We start from the raw sequence: 17,934 nt of genomic DNA, 5'->3' as shown, positions 1-17,934 counted from the left end.
AATCCCGGCAGCATCAGAAGGGCGGAGTGTTGGGCAGTTCCTTTCGTTCATCGTTCGCCGTGTCATCGTGTTTGGTGGTTGCCGTTCCGGCGGCGAATTGCACATTTGATGTCCGGGGTACTCGGCAGGTTCGTCCTAATGGTGAGATCCAGATGATGTCGTTGTCGTCGGTCACGGTGACTGTCCATGTGGTGTTGTGTCGGATCATGTGGTGTTGTTCGCATGCTGCTTGCAGGTTGGTGAGGCTGGTTTGTCCGCCGTGCTGCCATTCCTCCCGATGATCCAGGTCACACGTCGTGGCGGGTCGGTCGCAGCCGATGCCGATGCAGGTTTCGTCTCGGAGCTGCACGGCTCGTTTCAGGTCTGCGGGTACGGTGTAGCTGTCGCGACCGACGGAGAGCACGGCCCCGGTCTCGGGGTGTGTGAGTAGCCGGGTGAAGCTCGGCGCCCGTGCGGCGAGTTCTCGTGCCACGTCGGGGTCGATGGGCCCGTACCCGTCCAGCTGGCCTGGCTCATCCGAGTGCCCGAGCAGTGTCATCACGGGGACGGTGACATACACGGTCGGACGGATGCCACCGAGCCGGTCAGCACCAACACCGGATGCTCCCACGCCGGGTGCTCCGCCGAACTTCTGGTCGGAATCGTTCGTGAACCCGATCATGAGGGCGTCGATAATCGTGTCGGTTTCGATCTGCGCCAGTGTTCGATCGTCACCGGCCGCTTTCAACGCACGGGCTGTCAATCGTGCGGCGTTGTGCAGGCTCTGCACGACCTCGATCGGGGCGCGCACGGCAAGGACCCCCATACCGTCGTGGGCGCCGTAGCAATCTACACGACGCTCCTTCACGGCTTCGGTGCGCCGTTTGGTGATCGTGTCGGGAAACAAGCCTTCACGGATCTTCACCACAGCACGAGAGAACTGCGTCGGCGACTGGCAGAGGGCCTTCGGCAACGCTTCACGTTCGAAGACCGCTGTTGCCTCAGCGTCCAGTCCGACCGACTGGCGGATCATCGCGTCAGCATGCTGCCGGGTGATTTTCCCCACGTCGAGAGCGTCGAGCGTTGCCGGCAACGTCTCGCAAAGAGCCTCAGCGTCGTTGAGGAGCCCGGCGGCGTGGCCTTTCGTGACACCGAGAGCGGCGCCGATCTCCTGAGCCAACGACGTACGCACCCACCCCTCAGACTCAGCAGTGAGATCAGCACGCGTGAGCCCAGCCGCGTTCGGGATGAAGATTCCCGGATGCGCGAGAGCATCCTGCAGCATCAGGTAGACGCCACGCAGCCGCGATGCTTCCGCCGCCGCAATCAACCGCGAATCCTCAACAACACAGTCCAAACGCTCACGAAGCACGTCCACGACAGCAGTGTCGGCAACGGCATCGGCGTCAGCATCGACAGCGTCATCGGCAGCGTCGCCTTCCCCAGGTGGCGGGGAGGCAACTGGCGGTGTCAGAGGTGACTGATCTGCTCTCTCATGCCCATCCGGCGGCACCCACTCCTCGGGCCCATCCGGAGGTTCTCTGTAATCTTCCATGCACCAATTTTGCCATCACACACCAACAGTTATTCGAGAAACTGATATCTGTGTATAACTTTCTATAGAAGACAGATTCGAATAAACTGTGGATAACAAACTAGCTCGGCACCCTCTGCCACAGCCGTGTCGGCGCATTAATCTCACCAGGGGGAGTACTCCCCGTTCCGCTTAAGCGTCGGGAACGCTAGGATTACTCAGGTTCTGCACTGCCCACGTATAAGTTTCACTCATAAAAGAAGAAGGAAGACAGGCGACATGCACCACGAGCACGAAGCGTCGAATTCAGGTTTCAGCAGACGAACAATTGTCAAAGCAGCAGCCTGGAGCGCCCCGGTTGTCGCCGTAGCCGTTGCGACCCCCGCTGCAGCCGCAAGTACAGTTCAGGGCATCGATTTGTTTGCCGACGGGTTGCAGATGGGCAGCGAGCTCATCTTTTTCAGCACCGATCTCGCTACGAGATACATCGCATCAGAACCGATGGGCTTCACGTTGCTGAACAAGGGCGCCGACACGGCGCCAGCCGGATCCGTCACAGTGCAGGCGCGATACGACAACCGCATATACACCCCGACGGAAGTCGAACTGAGCGTCGGGGGTTCGACCGAAGCTGTCGGGTTCGACATCGTCAGCGTTGACGGAAACGCCTCGACAATCTCCTTCGTCATTCCTCGTGAAATGCCGACTGAAACGAGTGTTTTCGGGGCTAATGCCATGCTCGTGTTCACGAGATTTGCGGCTGATATCGCATACCCGAACGATACGTACGATGGCTACGTCGCGCCACAGTGGACCATCATCTCGGCCGACGATTCCGACATGACGAACAATGTCTACGGGCCATGGACACCAGCGTCAGAGCCCGCGGAGCCCTGGGGCCTCACTCTCACAGCTGAGACCTCGACGTTGTCTGCCGGGTCGTGCTCGGTCGAGGTCGCATCGACTGTGACCATCGAATCAACTGGCCCGAACCCGACACCCACTGCCGCGAACGGAAGAATGTACGTTGACGCGGGGCTCATCTCGAACGTCTCAATCTCGTCGGCGACGCTGAACGGCGCCGACATCACCAGCGACGTCGATTTCGCTCGCAACGAATTCGGCTCGTACGACTACGCGCTTGGTCAGACGCTTGCCGGCGGCGATACTGTCGTGCTGTCGTTTGACTATGACGTGATCAGCGGCGGCACGACTGACGGCTCAGCCACTAACCAGGTCTTTGTGACTGGTACGGACGCGTCGAACGACAGAAACAAGCGTCAGACTGTCTCGTACTACGACCTTCCCGGTGCGGTCTGCACTCCGTAGCGAGGTGACTGTGCGTGAGAAGGGCGGATGCATCGGCATCCGCCCTTCTGCATTGTGACGCTTCTTCGGCACGCAGCCGTCTCGTGTCGTCGGTGGGGAGGCTGACGGTGCTGCCCGTGTGCCTGTGGAGAGCGGCCACCCGTTTGTCAGTGGCGACCACTACGATTGACTCGTGGTTACCGCCCTGTATCGCCGCTACCGGCCCGAGACGTTCTCAGAGATGATCGGTCAGTCTCAGGTGACCGATCCGCTGCGCACAGCGCTGCGCACCGACCGCGTCAATCACGCGTATCTGTTCAGCGGCCCGCGTGGCTGCGGCAAGACAACGTCCGCCCGCATTCTCGCCCGGTGCCTCAACTGCGCCGAGGGCCCGACCGATACCCCGTGCGGCACCTGTCCCAGCTGCGTTGAGCTGAGCCGCGACGGCGGAGGTTCGCTCGACGTCGTCGAGATCGACGCGGCTAGCCACAACGGCGTCGACGACGCCCGCGACCTGCGCGAGCGCGCTGTGTTCGCTCCCGCGCGCGACCGCTACAAGATCTTCATTCTTGACGAGGCGCACATGGTCACGCCGCAGGGCTTCAACGCTCTGCTCAAGATCGTTGAAGAGCCACCGCCCCACATCAAGTTCATTTTCGCGACGACCGAGCCCGACAAGGTGATTGGCACGATCCGGTCGCGCACTCACCACTATCCGTTCCGCCTCGTTCCTCCAGCGCAGATGCTCGAATACACGCAGAGGCTCTGCGACGAAGAGGGCGTGCAGGTCGAGCCGGGCGTGCTTCCTCTCGTCGTTCGTGCGGGTGGCGGTTCACCGCGCGACACCCTGTCGCTTCTCGACCAGCTGATGGCCGGCTCCGATGGAACGACAGTCGGCTACGAACGCGCCGTTGCGCTGCTCGGCTATACACACTCGGCACTGCTTGACGAGGTTGTCGGCGCGATCGGTCGCGCCGATGCGAAAGGTGCCTTCGAGTCCGTTGACCGCGTTGTGCAGACTGGTCAAGACCCTCGACGCTTCGTCGACGACCTTCTCGAGCGACTCCGCGACCTCATCGTCGTCGATGCAGCACAGGGCAACGCCGGCACTGTGCTGCGCGGGCTCCCTGAAGACGAACTCGAGCGCATGATCGCGCAGGCCGCGCTGTTCGGCCAGGCCGAGCTCTCGCGCACAGCCGACATCGCCAACACAGCGCTCACCGACATGACCGGTGCCACGTCACCGAAACTTCACCTCGAGCTGATGATCGCGCGCATGCTTGTTCCGTCTGTCGACGAGACTGAGCGGGGTGCTCTCGCGCGAGTTGAGCGCTTGGAACGTCGGGCGGGAATGCCGACGGATGCTGACGCTCAACCGCCGGCAGCAACACCGATCGCCTCACAGCAGACGGCTCCCGCTGCCGCACCGCGTCAGCCTGAGCCGCAGCGCCCGGCTGCCGCCGAAGCGCCCCCAGTGCAGAAGGTGTCAAAGCCCGCACCTGTGACGCGACCGAAGCCCACCGGCCCCGTCACCCTGCAGATGCTGCGCGATTCGTGGCCAGAGGTGCTCGAGCACGTGGCAAAAGCGAAGCGGTCAACGTGGATGCTCGTGATGAACGCCGATGTTCGTGATCTCAAAGAAGACATCCTCACTCTCGTCTTCCCCAGCCCCAAAGACCTCGAATCGTTTAAGAAGCTTGCCGGAGGAGATGGTCCGAGCGAGCACCTTCGTTCGGCGATTGTTGACGTTCTCGGTCTGCGTGTGAAATACATCGCCAAGGTTGACGGCGCCCCCGATCCAGGTGCCAGTGCTGCTGCGCCAGTCTCTCCAGCACAGGCCGCGCCGCGTGAGCCGCGTGCATCAAGCACGAGCGACAGTCCGCCCGCTGAGCCCGAGGAGCCTGCGCCGACGGCCCCGTCTGGCGCCGTCGGGCAGAGCGAGTGGGCTCCGGCCGACGACGAGCCGCCGTTTGACCCCTACGAAGACGCCGCGCCCCCAGACGAGCCTGTGCCAGCTCCGGCACAAGCCGCGCCAGTCGCATCAGAGCCCGCGCGCGAACCGGCCGCAGAGCCGAACGCACCGGTCACCGGGTGGAGCGTTGTGCAGATTCCCTCGGATGACGATGCCGACGATGCACCGAGCCAGGTCAGCGAGCAGAGGGCAGCGACGGCACCGGCGCCCGTCGCTCAGCCCGCGCAGGCGGCGAGCTCGCAGGCAGAGCAGCAGAAGCCTCAGCCTGTTCAGCAGAAACCTGGGCAGGTAGAAGCACCAGGCCCGGATGCCGCCGAGCAACCTGTTGCGCAGCAACAACCTCAGCAGCAAACGCAACAGCAGAGGAGCGGCAGATACGGCGAAGCTGTTGTGCGCGAAGTGCTCCGCGCCCGCTTTATCGAAGAGCAGGAAAACACGACGCAGCAGAGGTTCAACTAGCGCATGTATGAAGGTATCGTTCAAGAGCTGATCGACGAGTTCGGCCGGCTTCCGGGCATCGGGCCCAAGTCTGCACAGCGCATCGCGTTTCACATCGTTCAGACCGAGTCGTTTGACGTTTCACGCCTCGCTGAGCTTCTCGTCGACGTGCGCGACAAGGTTTTCTTCTGTGAGATCTGCGGAAATGTGGCCGAGCAGGAGCAGTGCTCCATTTGCCGCGATCCTCGACGCGACCACTCGTTCATCTGCGTCGTCGAAGAGGCAAAAGACGTGGTCGCGATTGAACGCACGCGCGAGTTCCGAGGCCTTTACCATGTGCTGGGCGGGGCAATCAGTCCCATCGACGGCATCGGGCCAGACGACCTGCGCATCCGCGAGCTTATGCAGCGTCTCGCCGACAGCACGGTGACCGAGGTCATCGTTGCAACCGACCCCAACCTGGAGGGGGAGGCGACAGCGACGTACCTCAGTCGGTTGCTCAAGACCCTTGAGATTCGCGTCACCAGGCTAGCTTCGGGTCTCCCTGTCGGCGGCGATCTTGAATACGCAGATGAGGTCACACTCGGTCGAGCCTTTGAAGGCCGTACAGCGCTCGGCTGACGCTCTGCACCCGTACTGACGCTCACTCCAGCTGGCTGAACGCCTCCGCCTTGCGCACATTCCCGGCGATCAGAATGATGTCGTCCTTCTCGATGACGGTGTCAGCTGAGGTGTAGCTCCAGTCTTCGCCGGCGCGCTTGAACGCCGCAATCGTCACCCCATAGTTGGAGCGCACGTCTGCCTCGGCGAGGGGGACTCCGACGATGGCGCTGTTCGGTGGGCTCTTGACGAGCGCAAAGTGATCGCCGATTTCCAGAAAATCCTGCATGACGCCGCGCACAAGGTGTGCGACACGGCGGCCCATGTCGCGTTCCGGATACACGACGTGTTTGACGCCGAGCTGCTCAAGGATCGTGCCATGTGCGTCTGAAACCGCCTTGGCCCAGATGTTTTCGACGCCAAATCTCAAGAGCAGCGATGCGGTGAGGATGCTTGCCTGAATGTCGGTTCCGATGGCGACGACAACGCGCTCAAACTGATGAACGTTTATCTGCCGCATGGCCTCCTCGCTTGTCGTGTCGGCGCGCACAACGTGCGTCAGCATCCCGTCAAGATCTTGAACTGTGGAGGGGTCGATATCGACGCCGAGCACCTCGGTATGGCTGTCCATCAGCTCCAACCCGAGTGACTGTCCGAATCGGCCGAGGCCCAGCACGGCCACGGAACCGGCCTCGGGAATCTGATGCGGGCGGCGTTTCTTGATGCTAACCAATGATCGGCCTTTCTTTCGGAAGTTCGTAACGGATGTGTCGTTGGCGTAGCGCCAGAGCCGTGGCGACGGCCATGGGGCCGAGTCGTCCTACGTACATCAGAACGATGAGGGCCATCTGCGCAGAGTTGGGAAGTGACGCGGTGATTCCCGTTGAGAGCCCCACGGTGCCGAAGGCGGATATCGCTTCGAATACCGTGCGGCCGATGTCGATGTCGGTCACCAGAAGAATGAAGGCGGATGCTGTGAAGAGCACCGTCGTCGCCAGCACGACCACCGTCGTGGCCTGGTGGTTCACGGAGCGCGCGAGTCCTTTGCCGAGGATGTTCACGGAGTGCTCACCGCGGATCTCGGTGAAGACAATGAAGAGAAGTACCGCGAAGGTGGTGACCTTGATGCCGCCGGCTGTTCCGGCCGGGCCGGCGCCGATGAACATGAGTGCATCCATGCCGAGCAACGTTGCGGGATGCATGTCGCCGATGTCGACGCTGTTGAGACCGCCGCTGCGCGTCTGGACCGATTGAAAGAACCCCGCGAGAATCTTGGAGGGGCCGCTGAGACGGCCGAACGTGTCGGGATTGTTCCACTCGATTGCCGTGATGTAGATGGTTCCCGCGATGAGGAGAACGAGTGTGGCAACGATCACGATGCGAGTGTTCATTGTCCACAGCCGCGGCGTGCGAGCGTAGCGGGCCAACTGCATGATCACGGGAAATCCGAGCCCACCGATGATGACGGCAGCGCACAGGGGCAGGCAGATCAGCGGGTCGCTGACAAAGCTTTCAGCGTTGTCGGTGAACAGCGCGAAGCCTGCGTTGTTGAATGACGCAATGGCGTGAAACACGCCAAGCCACAGTGATCGCCCGAGAGATTCGCCGTAGCCCGCCGCGAACCTCGCCGCCAGAGCTGCCGCGATGAGCACCTCCACAACAATCGAGATGCTGATGACCCCGACGACAAGCTTGCGCACATCGCTGAGCGTTGTCGTCTTCACCTCTGCGGCGACGGCCAGCTCTGCTCGAAGCGACAGCCGGCGCAGTACTACGACTCCCAGCACGGTGGCAAAGGTCATCACGCCGAACCCGCCAACCTGGACCAGCAGAATGATCACAACCTGACCGAAGGGCGACCAGTATGTCGCCGTGTCGACGACGGTCAGGCCCGTGACGCAGGTGGCCGACACGGCGGTGAACAGAGCATCGATGAGGGTCGCGGAACCCTCGCCCGCTTGTGACACCGGCAGCATCAGCAGGCCCGTGCCCACGGCGATGACCGCGGCGAACGCGATCAGCAGCAGTATGCCAGGTCGACGACGTGTCACGTGGGGCAGGTGCCCGTGCCGAGGATGCATGTCGCAAACATAACCCGACGGTCGAACTCCCGAAAGGGTGGTGGTGGTCGCGAGCAGACGAATGCTCTGGCCTGCGGTCACTTGCGCGAAGCATCCACCGCACTCAGCGGATCAGTCAGAGTACGACTGCGGGGGCTTCCACTTGAGTCCGAGGGCGACAGCGACGGCTTCGTCGATCTGGTCGATCGAGAATTCGAAGCCGGAGTCAAGAAGAACGTTCGGTGCCACGGGCTGGTCGGAGAGCAGCATGTCGTTGGCTGCCGTGCCCAACATGACGCGCAAGAGTGGCGCCGGAATTCGCAACCAGTTCGGTCGGTGAAGTCGGCGAGCAACAGCATCCACGACTTCTGACTGAGTATCGAGCACCGGAGCGGCGATATTGACGGGGCCGGCGACGTCCGCCGAGAGCACATGCTCGATCGCTCTCGCCTCATCGAAGAGAGAGACCCAAGGCCACCGCTGGGCTCCGGAGGCAAAGGTGGGGCCACAACCGAATTTGGTGGCGAGGGCGAGCGGGGTGAGAGCGCCCATTGGGCCGATCACGACACCCGTGCGGAGGTGAACGACACGGGTTCGGTCGGCAGCGGGCGCTGTCGCTGCCTCCCACATCTCGACGATGTCGGCGAGAAAACCTGACCCCTTCGGGGACGACTCGTCGAACGGGTCGAGACGAGGGCCGCGCCCGTAGTATCCGACGGCAGAGGCGTTCGCCCATACTCGTGGAGGATTCGTTGCCTCGGCAATTGCCGTTGCCATCGTGTGTGTGGTGTCGACGCGGCTCGAGCGGATGGTGCTGCGGTAGCCCGGCGTCCATGGCAGTCGTGTGAGGCTTGAGCCGGACAGCGAGACGACGGCATCCGCCCATTCGATCTGCTCGCTGGGTACGGTATCCGTTGCCGGATCCCAACGGACCTCCCGATCGTGCGCTGGCGGTCGACGCACGAGCAGCCTTACGTCGTGCCCCATGTCACGCAGTCGCATGTGCAGGGCGGTGCCGATCATGCCGCTGGCTCCTGAGAGCAGAATGCGCATAGCCATACGTCATGGTAGGCACGTTGCCGTGTGAAGCAGATGAACGTGCGGTGATCTGAGGAGCCCGCGCGCGCACGCGCGCGTAGCGGATGTCACATAGAGGCTGCGGAATACGGGCCGCCGTACAATGGTTCGTTGGGCACTGACTGCAACCCCCGGGAGTTACTACGTGAGCCTCATTGTTCAAAAGTTCGGCGGATCGTCCGTTTCGGATGCCGAGAGTGTTAAGCGTGTTGCAAAACGCATCGTCGACACACGCAAAGCAGGCAACGACGTTGTCGTCGCCGTGTCGGCCATGGGCGACACGACGGACGAGCTCATTGACCTCGCCAACGCGGTGACGCCGTTGCCGCCACCGAGAGAGATGGACATGCTGCTCTCGTCGGGCGAGCGCATTTCGATGTCGCTTCTCGCGATGGCGATCAAGAGCATGGGCTACGAAGCGCGCTCCTTCACCGGCATGCAGGCGGGCATGATCACCGATGGGCAGCACGGCTCGGCACGCATCGTCGACGTGACGCCCGTGCGCATTCGGGAAGCACTCGACGACGGTGCGATCGCGATCGTCGCCGGCTTTCAAGGGTTCAACCTCGATACAAGCGAAATCACAACGCTTGGCCGCGGCGGCTCAGACACAACAGCTGTGGCGCTCGCCGCAGCGCTTGGCGCCGACGTCTGCGAAATCTATACCGACGTGGACGGCATCTTCACGATGGACCCGCGCGTCGTGCCGCTTGCCCGCAAGATCGACGTGATCACGGCTGAGGAGATGCTTGAACTCGCAGCATCCGGAGCTAAAGTCCTGTACATCCGAGCCGTCGAATACGCGCGCCGCCACGGTGTGACGCTGCGCGTTCGCTCCAGCTTTACAAACGACGAGGGCACACTCGTCATCAATCCCAAGGAAGGCGACTCCATGGAACAGCCGATCGTCACCGGAATCGCGACAGACCTCAGCGAGGCAAAGATCACCATCGTGGGAATTCCGGATGTTCCCGGCAAGGCCGCGCAGATCTTCAAGATCGTCGCCAAGACCGACGCCAACGTCGACATGATCGTGCAGAATGTGTCGGCGGCCGCCACAGGCCTCACCGATATTTCGTTCACCCTGCCGAAAGACCAGGCGCAGAATGTGCTGCAGTCACTGCGTTCAGAGCAAGAAGACGTGGGCTACACAGCCCTACAGCACGACGACCAGATCGGAAAACTCGCTCTCGTGGGTGCCGGTATGCGTGCCAACTCCGGTGTCTCGGCGAAGCTGTTCGAGGCGCTGTACGAGAACGACATCAACATCGACATGATCTCGACAAGTGAGATTCGCATTTCAGTCGTCACCCGCGCAGACACACTCGAGAAGGCCGCACGCGTCGTGCACACGGCATTCGGACTCGACGCCGACCACGTTGCCGTCGTCCACGGCGGCACCGGCCGCTGAGCGCACAGACCTTCGACACGACAACCACCTGAAAAAGGGGAGATATATGACTCAGAAACTCCGCATCGGTATCGTCGGCGCGACCGGACAGGTCGGCACCGTCATGCGCAGCCTTCTTGAGGAGCGCGAGTTTCCGTTCAGCGAGATTCGGTTTTTCGCCACAGCGCGAAGCGCTGGCTCGACGATTCGCTTCAACGATTCCGACTACGAGGTGGAAGACGTCGCGACGGCCGACCCGACAGGGCTCGACATTGCACTGTTCTCTGCGGGAGCAACGGGCTCACGCACGCACGCCCCGCGCTTCGCGGAAGCCGGAGCGATCGTCATTGACAACTCAAGTGCCTGGCGCATGGACCCCGAGGTTCCGCTCATCGTGAGCGAAGTGAACCCCGAAGCCATCGACGATGCTCAGAAGGGCATCATCGCCAACCCCAACTGCACAACCATGGCGGCGATGCCGGTGATCAAAGCGCTCCATGATGAGGCCGGCATTGAGCGGCTCATTGTCAGCACCTACCAGGCCGTTTCCGGTTCTGGACTCGCTGGGGCGATGGAACTTGCCAGTCAGGTGCGCACGGCTGTGCAAGACGAGAATCTTCTGCAGCTCGTGCACGACGGTCACGCCGTCTCGATGCCCGACCCGGTGAAGTACGTGAAGCACATTGCGTTCGATGTTGTGCCGATGGCGGGGTCGATCGTTGAAGATGACGAGCTTGAGACCGACGAAGAGAAGAAGCTTCGCAACGAGAGCCGCAAGATTCTGAACCTTCCCGGTTTGCGGGTATCGGGAACGTGCGTGCGTGTTCCCGTCTTCACCGGGCACTCGCTCTCGATCAACGCCGAGTTCGCCAACGACATTACGCCGGCGCGTGCAACCGAGGTTCTGGCTGCTGCGCCGGGTGTGGAACTGGCTGACGTGCCAACTCCACTGGATGCCGCGGGAAACGACCCGTCGTATGTCGGGCGTATCCGTGCAGACCAATCCGCGCCCGAGGGCAAGGGACTGGCACTGTTCATCGCGAACGACAACCTGCGCAAGGGCGCTGCACTCAATGCGGTGCAGATCGCTGAGGTTATCGCGGCAAAGAAAGCTGCCGCGGTCTAAGCGCGCAAGAATTCCGGATGCTGCGCCACGACGTTTGTCATGGCGCAGCATCCATTGATTGACCTCACAGAGTGCCAGGCTCAAATCCTGTCAGCCCGACCGCAAAGTACCGGAAACGCAAAGGTTTCCGGAACTTCTTGTGGCCAACAGAAACACAGCCAGATATCATGGATGTGTAAAGGTTTCTGCTGATTGGAGGCAAGCATGGATACCGCGACGCTGCCTGATCTTCTCCGCTACGGAGATCTCGACAGGCATGGTTTGACCCGCCACCGTTTCGACCGGCTGATCGACGACGGCGAGTACGAGCGGATCGCCGCCGGGCTGTTCCTCCGGACCGGCAGCACCGACGACACGACGGCCGCGTGGATGGCGATTGCCACGAAGAAGCCCGAGGCCACGATCTGTTTGCTGTCGGCGCTCGCGATACATGACCTGACCGACGAGATCCCGACACGCAGCGACATCGCCATCCCCCGTGGCGCCCAGCCTTTGATGATCCAGCATGCTCCGATCGCCTGGCACCGATTCGAAGCCGACACATTCGCGATTGGCCGTACGGAGCACACCCTGCCCGGAGGCTTGTCGATCGGGCTGTATTCACCGGAACGGACGATCATCGACCTTTTCCGCCTCCGCCACGCATGGGGAAGTGACCTGGCCGTCGGCGCCCTCAAGCGATGGCTTCGAGAACGCGGAAACAGCCCGGCAAGCTTGTCCGCGTTGGCCGAGCGGCTCCCGAAAGCTCGCCCGGCGCTACAGAACGCGTTGGAGATCCTGCTGTGACCCCGAATCCGCAACACGGCACCCCCGCGGGCGACGCGACCCTCGCCATCCAGCGACTTGCCCGCCAGACTGCCGGCGACGTGCAGGAGTTACAGACGCTCTACGTACTCGAGGCGCTCCTGGCTCGGCTCGCCGAGTCCGAGCATCGCGACGACTTCGTCCTCAAAGGAGGTGTGCTGCTCGCAGCTTTCGCTGTTCGTCGATCGACCAAAGACATCGATCTCCAGGCAACCGGCATCGCGAACGACGAGACTGACGTTGCGGAACGGATCCGGGAAGTCGTCACCATCGATCTGCCTGACGGCGTGATCTTCGATCCAGACAGCATCACTGCCTCGACCATCCGTGACGATGACGAATACGCCGGGATCCGCGTGAAGCTCGTCGGCTTGCTGGGGCGCGCACGCTTGACCGTCGGCATCGATGTGAACTTCGGCGACCCTATTTGGCCGGCACCGCGGCTGATCGAACTCCCTCGCATCGTTGCGCTCGATCAGCCGCCGGTCGAGATCCTCGGCTACCCGTTGACGATGGTCCTCGCCGAGAAGATCATCACCGCCATCGACCGTGGACCAGCCAACACTCGCTGGCGAGACTTCGCCGACATCTACACGCTTACGCGAGTGCACAGCGTGCCGGCGGATGACCTCGTGGCGTCCCTGGGTACGGTAGCGGAGTATCGTCGAGTGGCCATGAGGCCACTTCTTCCAACACTGGAACGGATGCCGCGAGTCGCGCAGCCAAAGTGGCGCACCTGGCGCACCCGAGTGCAGCGCGAAAGCGATCTTCCGCTGGAGTTCACCGACGTGTTAAACACTGTCGCGAACTTTTCCGATCCGGCGCTCACTCAGGTGGCAAAAGGGAACTGGGACGTTCAGACAGCGACGTGGCCCCGGTAGCGTTCGAGCGGGCGAAGTATCGCGCATGAGGGCTCGATCATCGTTGCGTCCCCTGAAGGTGCTGTGCTGCCGCTGACATACTCGACCGCTTCGCCGCTCTAAGTAAGCGCGTGTTCATTTGAATTGGAAACACGTAAGAGTGAACATCGACGGCACCGAGAGGCTGAGAATGGCATCGAAGCTCGTACCAGGCTCAGGACGCCCTGTCGGCACTCGGTAGCAGCGGCGTCAGGGGTGCACGGTGAGGGCAGGGCGCTTCGGTCGCGGGTCGTGACCTCCGAGGGCCGCGACACGGTCCCACACCCAGTCGGCAATACTGTCGGCGACGACCACATCGTCACGATCACGCTCGCGCCGAACGAGCCGGCCGAAGCCGACGATGGCAAGGTACGCGCCACGGTCGTCAGTCAATACCTGATCCCACATTTCGTCTTCGGGCCATTCCGGATGCGCAGCAGGCTCAGCATCGATCGCCGCATCGAGCTCGTTGAGCTCCGCAGTGGTCATCAGACGGAACGGCTCATCGGTGTCCCACACCGCGCCAGTGCCGGGAGTCTGCCCGTCATGCCATAGAGCGATTGTTCGCACCACACGGGTCAGCTTTGTAGCCTCCGCCGGATCCGCAGGATCGCGAAGCGTCGCACGGATATCGTCCGGAAGCACCTTCTCGAGAGAGGTGAGTGCGGATTCGAGATCCAGTCCTCGCTCCACGTCATTCTGATGACGCCACGCGATTTCGATGAGTCCGGCGGCGCGCACCTTTTCTGGAGGCAGCTCGTTCTCGTAGACGGTCGTGCGGTACTTGCGGGCTAAGGAGAGCAACGTATGCATCAACTCATTTTGCGGATCTTCACGGAGTAGCCGAAGCGCAAGATTCTCGGCGTCATCGAAGCGATACTGAAGCAGATACGACCAGCCGAGCATCTCTGAGGCCCAGACGTTCGCGGGATCCGCTTCGATCGCTGCCTGTGCGACGGGGATCTGCCGTTCCGGCGGGGCAAAGCCCTCGGCAAGACGAGTGATCTGCGCGGCCAACGCCGTTCCCACCATGTCGGGCATAGTGCGGCCGCACATGGCGACCGCGTCGTCCATAAGATCCCAACCTGCCTCGAAGTCTCCGCACGCAGCCATCGCATTGCCGAGCTGCATGTGGTTAAACCACAGCTCGGAGTCCTCTTCGACGGCGACGATCGCCAGTTCTAGCGCCCGCGAATAGTTCCGGGCGCTGAGCTCGAGGTCGCGCAGTGCCGCGGCGGCGTTCGCGAAGTACTGATCGCGCCGCCCCATCACCTCTTCGTACTTTTGCCGTGCGTCGTCTGTGCGTCGTCGTGCAGCGTAATGGTCGGCGAGGAGAATCAACATGCCGGTTCGCCAGGGCTCATTGGAGAGCACACGATACGCGAGCTCCTCAATCTTCGCGTTCGTCGGCTGGGCGTCGTAGAGATCCCACGCGAGCTCGCGGTCGCGGTCTGTGTACGTCGCCTCGTCGTTCATCGCATTCCCCGTGCGACTCGGTAGGCTCTCAGCTGGTCGAAGGTGCCGTCGTCGACGCCGTATTCGAGCACGGGCGCAACCTGGTCGAACCAGGTGGCTGTCGACGGCGTAATGCCTTTCGCGATCTGAATCAGGCTCTTCGTCGTGACGGGCACGAGGTTTCCGCTGCTCATCGACTCCGACATGGCCTGTTGCAGCGCTGAGCCAGTCAGGTGACTGAGATCGGCACCGGAGAACCCGTCGGTTGCCGCCGCTACCTCGATGGAATCGACGTTGTCTGCTGGCTTGCCTTCAAGCGCGTTCTGGATGATCGCGGCCCGTGCGACAGCATCCGGTGGAAGCACAAGCACCGTCTTGTCGATGCGACCCGGGCGCCGCAGCGCCCCGTCAATGTCCCATGGGCGGTTCGTCGCGGCGAGGAAGTACACGCCGTCGTTGGTGCTGCGCACGCCGTCGAGCTCTTCGAGCAGCTGTGTGAGAATCGTGCGCATGGTCGCGGATGCCCCGCCACCAGATGAGCGTCGCCCGCCGAGGGCATCGAATTCGTCGAAGAAAATCACGCATGGCGCGCTCGCGCGTGCGTCGCGGAACACGCTTTGGATGGCGCGCTCGCTCTCGCCGAGCCACTTGCTGAGCAGATCTGCCAGGGTCACATGAATGAAGTTCGCCCCCAGGTCACCGGCGATCGCACGAGCGATAAACGTCTTACCGCAGCCGGGCGGACCGTACATTAGCAGCGACCCGCCCGGGGTCTGCCCGAACGCGGCTGCCATCTCGGGGTTGCGCAGCGGTGCGAGGAACGTCTGGTCGAGGTGCTTCTTGACGTCGGCGAGACCCGCGACGTCGTTGAGCGTCACGCGCGGGCGTTCGGCTCCCCACACCGAGGCGTCTGGATACGCTTGCTCGTCCTCTACCTCGTCGTCCTCGATCTCGGGTTCGACGGGGGTGGGCCTCGGCGTGTTCTGCGTCGGGCCGATTCCGGGAGCACGCAAGCGGGCGGCCGTCGCACGCGCACGCAGCAGACCCACTTTCTGAGATGCGCCCCCGCGAGCGGCGTACTCATCGACCTGCTCGGCAGCGCGAGCCGGGTCCTCCTCCAGCAGGAGCGTGATGAAGTCCTCGCGCAGCGCGAGATTGTCAGGGTCTGCGTCGACCGCGAGAGCGATCACGTCAATGAAGTTTTCGTCGGTCATCGGCAGTATTCTTCCACATCGAGCAGCGCGAATAGCGGCTTTGAGCGGTTCGCCCCGCCTTTGCGTTGTGTCTGCGCTTGGCACGGAATCTCAGCGTGGAGCCAATATGCTGTCGGAGGGCGCTCGGGCGCATCGACAAGAGGAGAACCGTGGGAAGCAGAGCTGTTTCGAAGCCGTTGTATAAGCGGGCTGTTCTGTGGGTGCCCATCATCTGCGTGCTCGTTCTTGCCCTGGTGGCGGTTGTTGTGTGCGGGTTTCTCGTGGCCAAGCAGGCTCTCGCCGTGCGCGACAGTCTCAACAAGGCGCTTCCGCTTGTCTCGACCATTCAAGAGCACGTGACATCAGGCGATATCGAGGCCGCCAAGAGCTCTGTGTCTGATCTCGAGAAGTACACCGAGCAGGCGCGCAGCGACACGGGCGGATTTCTCTGGGACATCGGCGAAGGCGTGCCCGTGCTCGGCAACAACCTCGTGGCCGTGCGCACAACGGCAGAAGTCGCCGACTCCCTCGCCACCAAGGTCGTGAAGCCGCTCTCGCAGTTCTCGCTCGACGACCTGAAGCCGGTTGACGGCAAGATCAACGTTGACCAGATCTCGGCGCTCGGTGAAACAGTGACGAATGCGCTCGAGGCGACGACGACATCGCAAAAGCGCTTCGATTCCCTCAACCGCGACGGTCTCGTCGACCAGATCACATCGGCAATGGACAAGATCGAGCCCAAGCTCACCGAGGTCTCCGATCTGCTGGGGGCGGCGAAGCAGGCAACGGACGTGCTGCCTGCGGCGCTCGGCGCCGACGGACCACGCAACTACCTCATGCTCTTCCAGAACAACGCAGAAGCGCGCGGAACGGGCGGAAACCCGGCATCCATTCTTCTTGTGAATGTCACGGACGGCGCCATCACGATTGCAGACCAGGCATCGAGTCGCGACTTCACAAACGGCGGCCCAGAGCTCATCACCGACATTGACGAGCAGACGCTCAAGCTCTATGGCGACAAGATCGGTCGCTACATGATGGATATGACGCTGACCCCCGACTTCACGACGACGGCGGACATCGCCACGGCCTGGTGGGGGACGTACAGTGACATGAAGATCGACGGGGTGATGTCTCTCGACCCCGTTGCTCTCAGCTATCTTCTCAAGGCGACAGGGCCCATTGAGCTCGAGACCGGGGACACGCTCACATCAGAGAACGCTGTATCGCTGCTGCTGAACGAAACGTACTTTCGCTACGAAGACCCCGACATGCAAGACCTCTTCTTCGCCGCCGCTGCCGGGTCGATCTTCGATGCGCTCACGCAGGGCGATCTCGACATCAAGGAGCTGATCACCCAGCTCACCGTCGTCATCGACCAGGGCCGGTTGCTCTACTCGAGCTCAGACGATGCAGAGAACGCGCTGTTCGCAGGCACCCGCGTCGCGGGCGCCCTTCCCGAGTCCAACGCTGACGACAACGTCGCGGGCGTGTACATCAACGACACCACGGGGTCGAAGATGGACTTCTACATGAACATGACCATCGGCGCGGAGCAGACCTGCACGGCCGATGCCGCATCGACAGCCGCGACGGTGACGCTGTCGAACATTCTTGATCCGGCGAAGGCCGATTCACTTCCCGACTACATTCAGGGGCCGTATTACAAGCACGGCCGCATCGCGACCGACGTCGTGCTCTATGCGCCTGTCGGGCAGACGATCGAAAACGTCACGGTGAACGGCAAGACCGTCACGCCCAATTACTCGGGCGAACACCTCGGTCGCAGCGTGGCAAAGATCTCGGTGACGACCGACCCGGGCACGCAGACAGTGATCGGCTACACGCTGACGGGAGGGGCGGATGCTGACGCGGCACCGCTCGACTTCTGGCACACGCCGATGGTGCGCGAGACTCCCGTCGACGTCGCCCGCTGTAAAGCTTGACGATCCAGCGTTCGCGACAATCCAGTCGTATAGCTCGGTCAGTTGATCCCGCGCGGGGCGAATAGCCGACTCTGCGGGTCATGCGCAAACAGCGCCCGAAGCCCGTCTCGCACCACTTTGCTTCCGCGCACACAAATTCCGGAGGCGATGCTC

The 17,934-nt window shown here is 62.3% G+C and carries 14 protein-coding genes; 8 read left to right on the top strand and 6 right to left on the bottom strand.

Features of this window, described 5'->3' with window-relative positions; all coding sequences use genetic code 11:
- Positions 1 to 13: 13 nt before the first annotated feature.
- Positions 14 to 1,534, bottom strand: coding sequence for an HNH endonuclease signature motif containing protein (locus HCR76_RS11765; protein ID WP_166990565.1), 1,521 nt, complete (start codon positions 1,532 to 1,534; stop codon positions 14 to 16).
- Between the two features lie 258 nt (positions 1,535 to 1,792).
- Between HCR76_RS11765 and HCR76_RS11760 the strand changes: the two genes are divergently transcribed.
- The 3 genes from HCR76_RS11760 to recR all read left to right on the top strand — a co-directional run bounded on the left by HCR76_RS11760 (position 1,793) and on the right by recR (position 5,852).
- Positions 1,793 to 2,842: a hypothetical protein gene (locus HCR76_RS11760; protein WP_166990562.1), complete on the top strand. Its 1,050-nt coding sequence runs from the start codon at positions 1,793 to 1,795 to the stop codon at positions 2,840 to 2,842.
- A 172-nt stretch (positions 2,843 to 3,014) separates the two neighbouring features.
- Entirely contained in the window at positions 3,015 to 5,252 is a 2,238-nt protein-coding gene (locus HCR76_RS11755) for a DNA polymerase III subunit gamma and tau (protein ID WP_166990559.1), read from the top strand.
- 3 nt (positions 5,253 to 5,255) lie between these two features.
- Positions 5,256 to 5,852 carry a recombination mediator RecR gene (recR, locus tag HCR76_RS11750; RefSeq protein ID WP_166990556.1) on the top strand — a complete coding sequence of 199 codons (597 nt, stop codon included), beginning with the start codon at positions 5,256 to 5,258 and terminating at the stop codon, positions 5,850 to 5,852.
- 22 nt (positions 5,853 to 5,874) lie between these two features.
- Here the strand turns inward: recR and HCR76_RS11745 are convergent, their stop codons facing one another.
- From HCR76_RS11745 to HCR76_RS11735, 3 genes are all read right to left on the bottom strand, one after another.
- A complete protein-coding gene (locus HCR76_RS11745; RefSeq protein ID WP_244971384.1) occupies positions 5,875 to 6,564 on the bottom strand; it encodes a potassium channel family protein in 690 nt (229 codons plus the stop codon).
- Complete coding sequence (locus tag HCR76_RS11740) at positions 6,557 to 7,912, bottom strand: TrkH family potassium uptake protein (protein WP_166990553.1); 1,356 nt, start codon at positions 7,910 to 7,912, stop codon at positions 6,557 to 6,559. The genes HCR76_RS11745 and HCR76_RS11740 overlap by 8 nt, the downstream gene beginning before the upstream one ends.
- Positions 7,913 to 8,023: 111 nt before the next feature.
- Positions 8,024 to 8,950 carry a TIGR01777 family oxidoreductase gene (locus HCR76_RS11735; protein ID WP_166990550.1) on the bottom strand — a complete coding sequence of 309 codons (927 nt, stop codon included), beginning with the start codon at positions 8,948 to 8,950 and terminating at the stop codon, positions 8,024 to 8,026.
- 163 nt (positions 8,951 to 9,113) lie between these two features.
- On the opposite strand from HCR76_RS11735, the gene HCR76_RS11730 reads away from it, so the two are divergent.
- The 4 genes from HCR76_RS11730 (at position 9,114) to HCR76_RS11715 (ending at position 13,169) form a co-directional block, all read left to right on the top strand.
- Positions 9,114 to 10,379 (top strand): aspartate kinase, encoded by a 1,266-nt coding sequence (locus HCR76_RS11730; protein WP_166990546.1) that lies wholly within the window; start codon positions 9,114 to 9,116, stop codon positions 10,377 to 10,379.
- Between the two features lie 46 nt (positions 10,380 to 10,425).
- A complete protein-coding gene (locus HCR76_RS11725) occupies positions 10,426 to 11,484 on the top strand; it encodes an aspartate-semialdehyde dehydrogenase (RefSeq protein WP_166990543.1) in 1,059 nt (352 codons plus the stop codon).
- Positions 11,485 to 11,688: 204 nt separating this feature from the next.
- On the top strand, positions 11,689 to 12,270 hold the full coding sequence (locus tag HCR76_RS11720) for a type IV toxin-antitoxin system AbiEi family antitoxin domain-containing protein (RefSeq protein ID WP_166990540.1): 582 nt from the start codon (positions 11,689 to 11,691) through the stop codon (positions 12,268 to 12,270).
- Entirely contained in the window at positions 12,267 to 13,169 is a 903-nt protein-coding gene (locus HCR76_RS11715; RefSeq protein WP_198248045.1) for a nucleotidyl transferase AbiEii/AbiGii toxin family protein, read from the top strand. The genes HCR76_RS11720 and HCR76_RS11715 overlap by 4 nt, the downstream gene beginning before the upstream one ends.
- A 228-nt stretch (positions 13,170 to 13,397) precedes the next feature.
- Here the strand turns inward: HCR76_RS11715 and HCR76_RS11710 are convergent, their stop codons facing one another.
- Positions 13,398 to 14,663, bottom strand: a complete 1,266-nt coding sequence (locus HCR76_RS11710) for a tetratricopeptide repeat protein (protein ID WP_166990534.1) — start codon at positions 14,661 to 14,663, stop codon at positions 13,398 to 13,400.
- Positions 14,660 to 15,856, bottom strand: coding sequence for an ATP-binding protein (locus HCR76_RS11705; RefSeq protein WP_166990530.1), 1,197 nt, complete (start codon positions 15,854 to 15,856; stop codon positions 14,660 to 14,662). Before HCR76_RS11705 ends, HCR76_RS11710 begins: the two co-directional genes overlap by 4 nt.
- Positions 15,857 to 16,005: 149 nt before the next feature.
- Between HCR76_RS11705 and HCR76_RS11700 the strand changes: the two genes are divergently transcribed.
- Complete coding sequence (locus tag HCR76_RS11700) at positions 16,006 to 17,781, top strand: DUF4012 domain-containing protein (RefSeq protein ID WP_166990527.1); 1,776 nt, start codon at positions 16,006 to 16,008, stop codon at positions 17,779 to 17,781.
- Positions 17,782 to 17,934 lie beyond the last annotated feature (153 nt).

This window comes from Paramicrobacterium chengjingii, assembly GCF_011751765.2.
GTDB lineage: Bacteria > Actinomycetota > Actinomycetes > Actinomycetales > Microbacteriaceae > Paramicrobacterium > Paramicrobacterium chengjingii.
The sequence above is the reverse complement of the archived record's forward strand: the minus strand, read 5'-3'. Positions and strand labels throughout refer to the sequence as shown.

Bases quoted from the DNA above. Each gene is read 5' to 3' on its own strand.
- HCR76_RS11735 (WP_166990550.1), bottom strand. From the start codon at position 8,950: ATGGCTATGCGCATTCTGCTCTCAGGAGCCAGCGGCATGATCGGCACC.
- HCR76_RS11725 (WP_166990543.1), top strand. From the start codon at position 10,426: ATGACTCAGAAACTCCGCATCGGTATCGTCGGCGCGACCGGACAGGTC.
- HCR76_RS11705 (WP_166990530.1), bottom strand. From the start codon at position 15,856: ATGACCGACGAAAACTTCATTGACGTGATCGCTCTCGCGGTCGACGCA.
- HCR76_RS11710 (WP_166990534.1), bottom strand. From the start codon at position 14,663: ATGAACGACGAGGCGACGTACACAGACCGCGACCGCGAGCTCGCGTGG.
- HCR76_RS11760 (WP_166990562.1), top strand. From the start codon at position 1,793: ATGCACCACGAGCACGAAGCGTCGAATTCAGGTTTCAGCAGACGAACA.
- recR (WP_166990556.1), top strand. From the start codon at position 5,256: ATGTATGAAGGTATCGTTCAAGAGCTGATCGACGAGTTCGGCCGGCTT.
- HCR76_RS11720 (WP_166990540.1), top strand. From the start codon at position 11,689: ATGGATACCGCGACGCTGCCTGATCTTCTCCGCTACGGAGATCTCGAC.
- HCR76_RS11765 (WP_166990565.1), bottom strand. From the start codon at position 1,534: ATGGAAGATTACAGAGAACCTCCGGATGGGCCCGAGGAGTGGGTGCCG.
- HCR76_RS11740 (WP_166990553.1), bottom strand. From the start codon at position 7,912: ATGCATCCTCGGCACGGGCACCTGCCCCACGTGACACGTCGTCGACCT.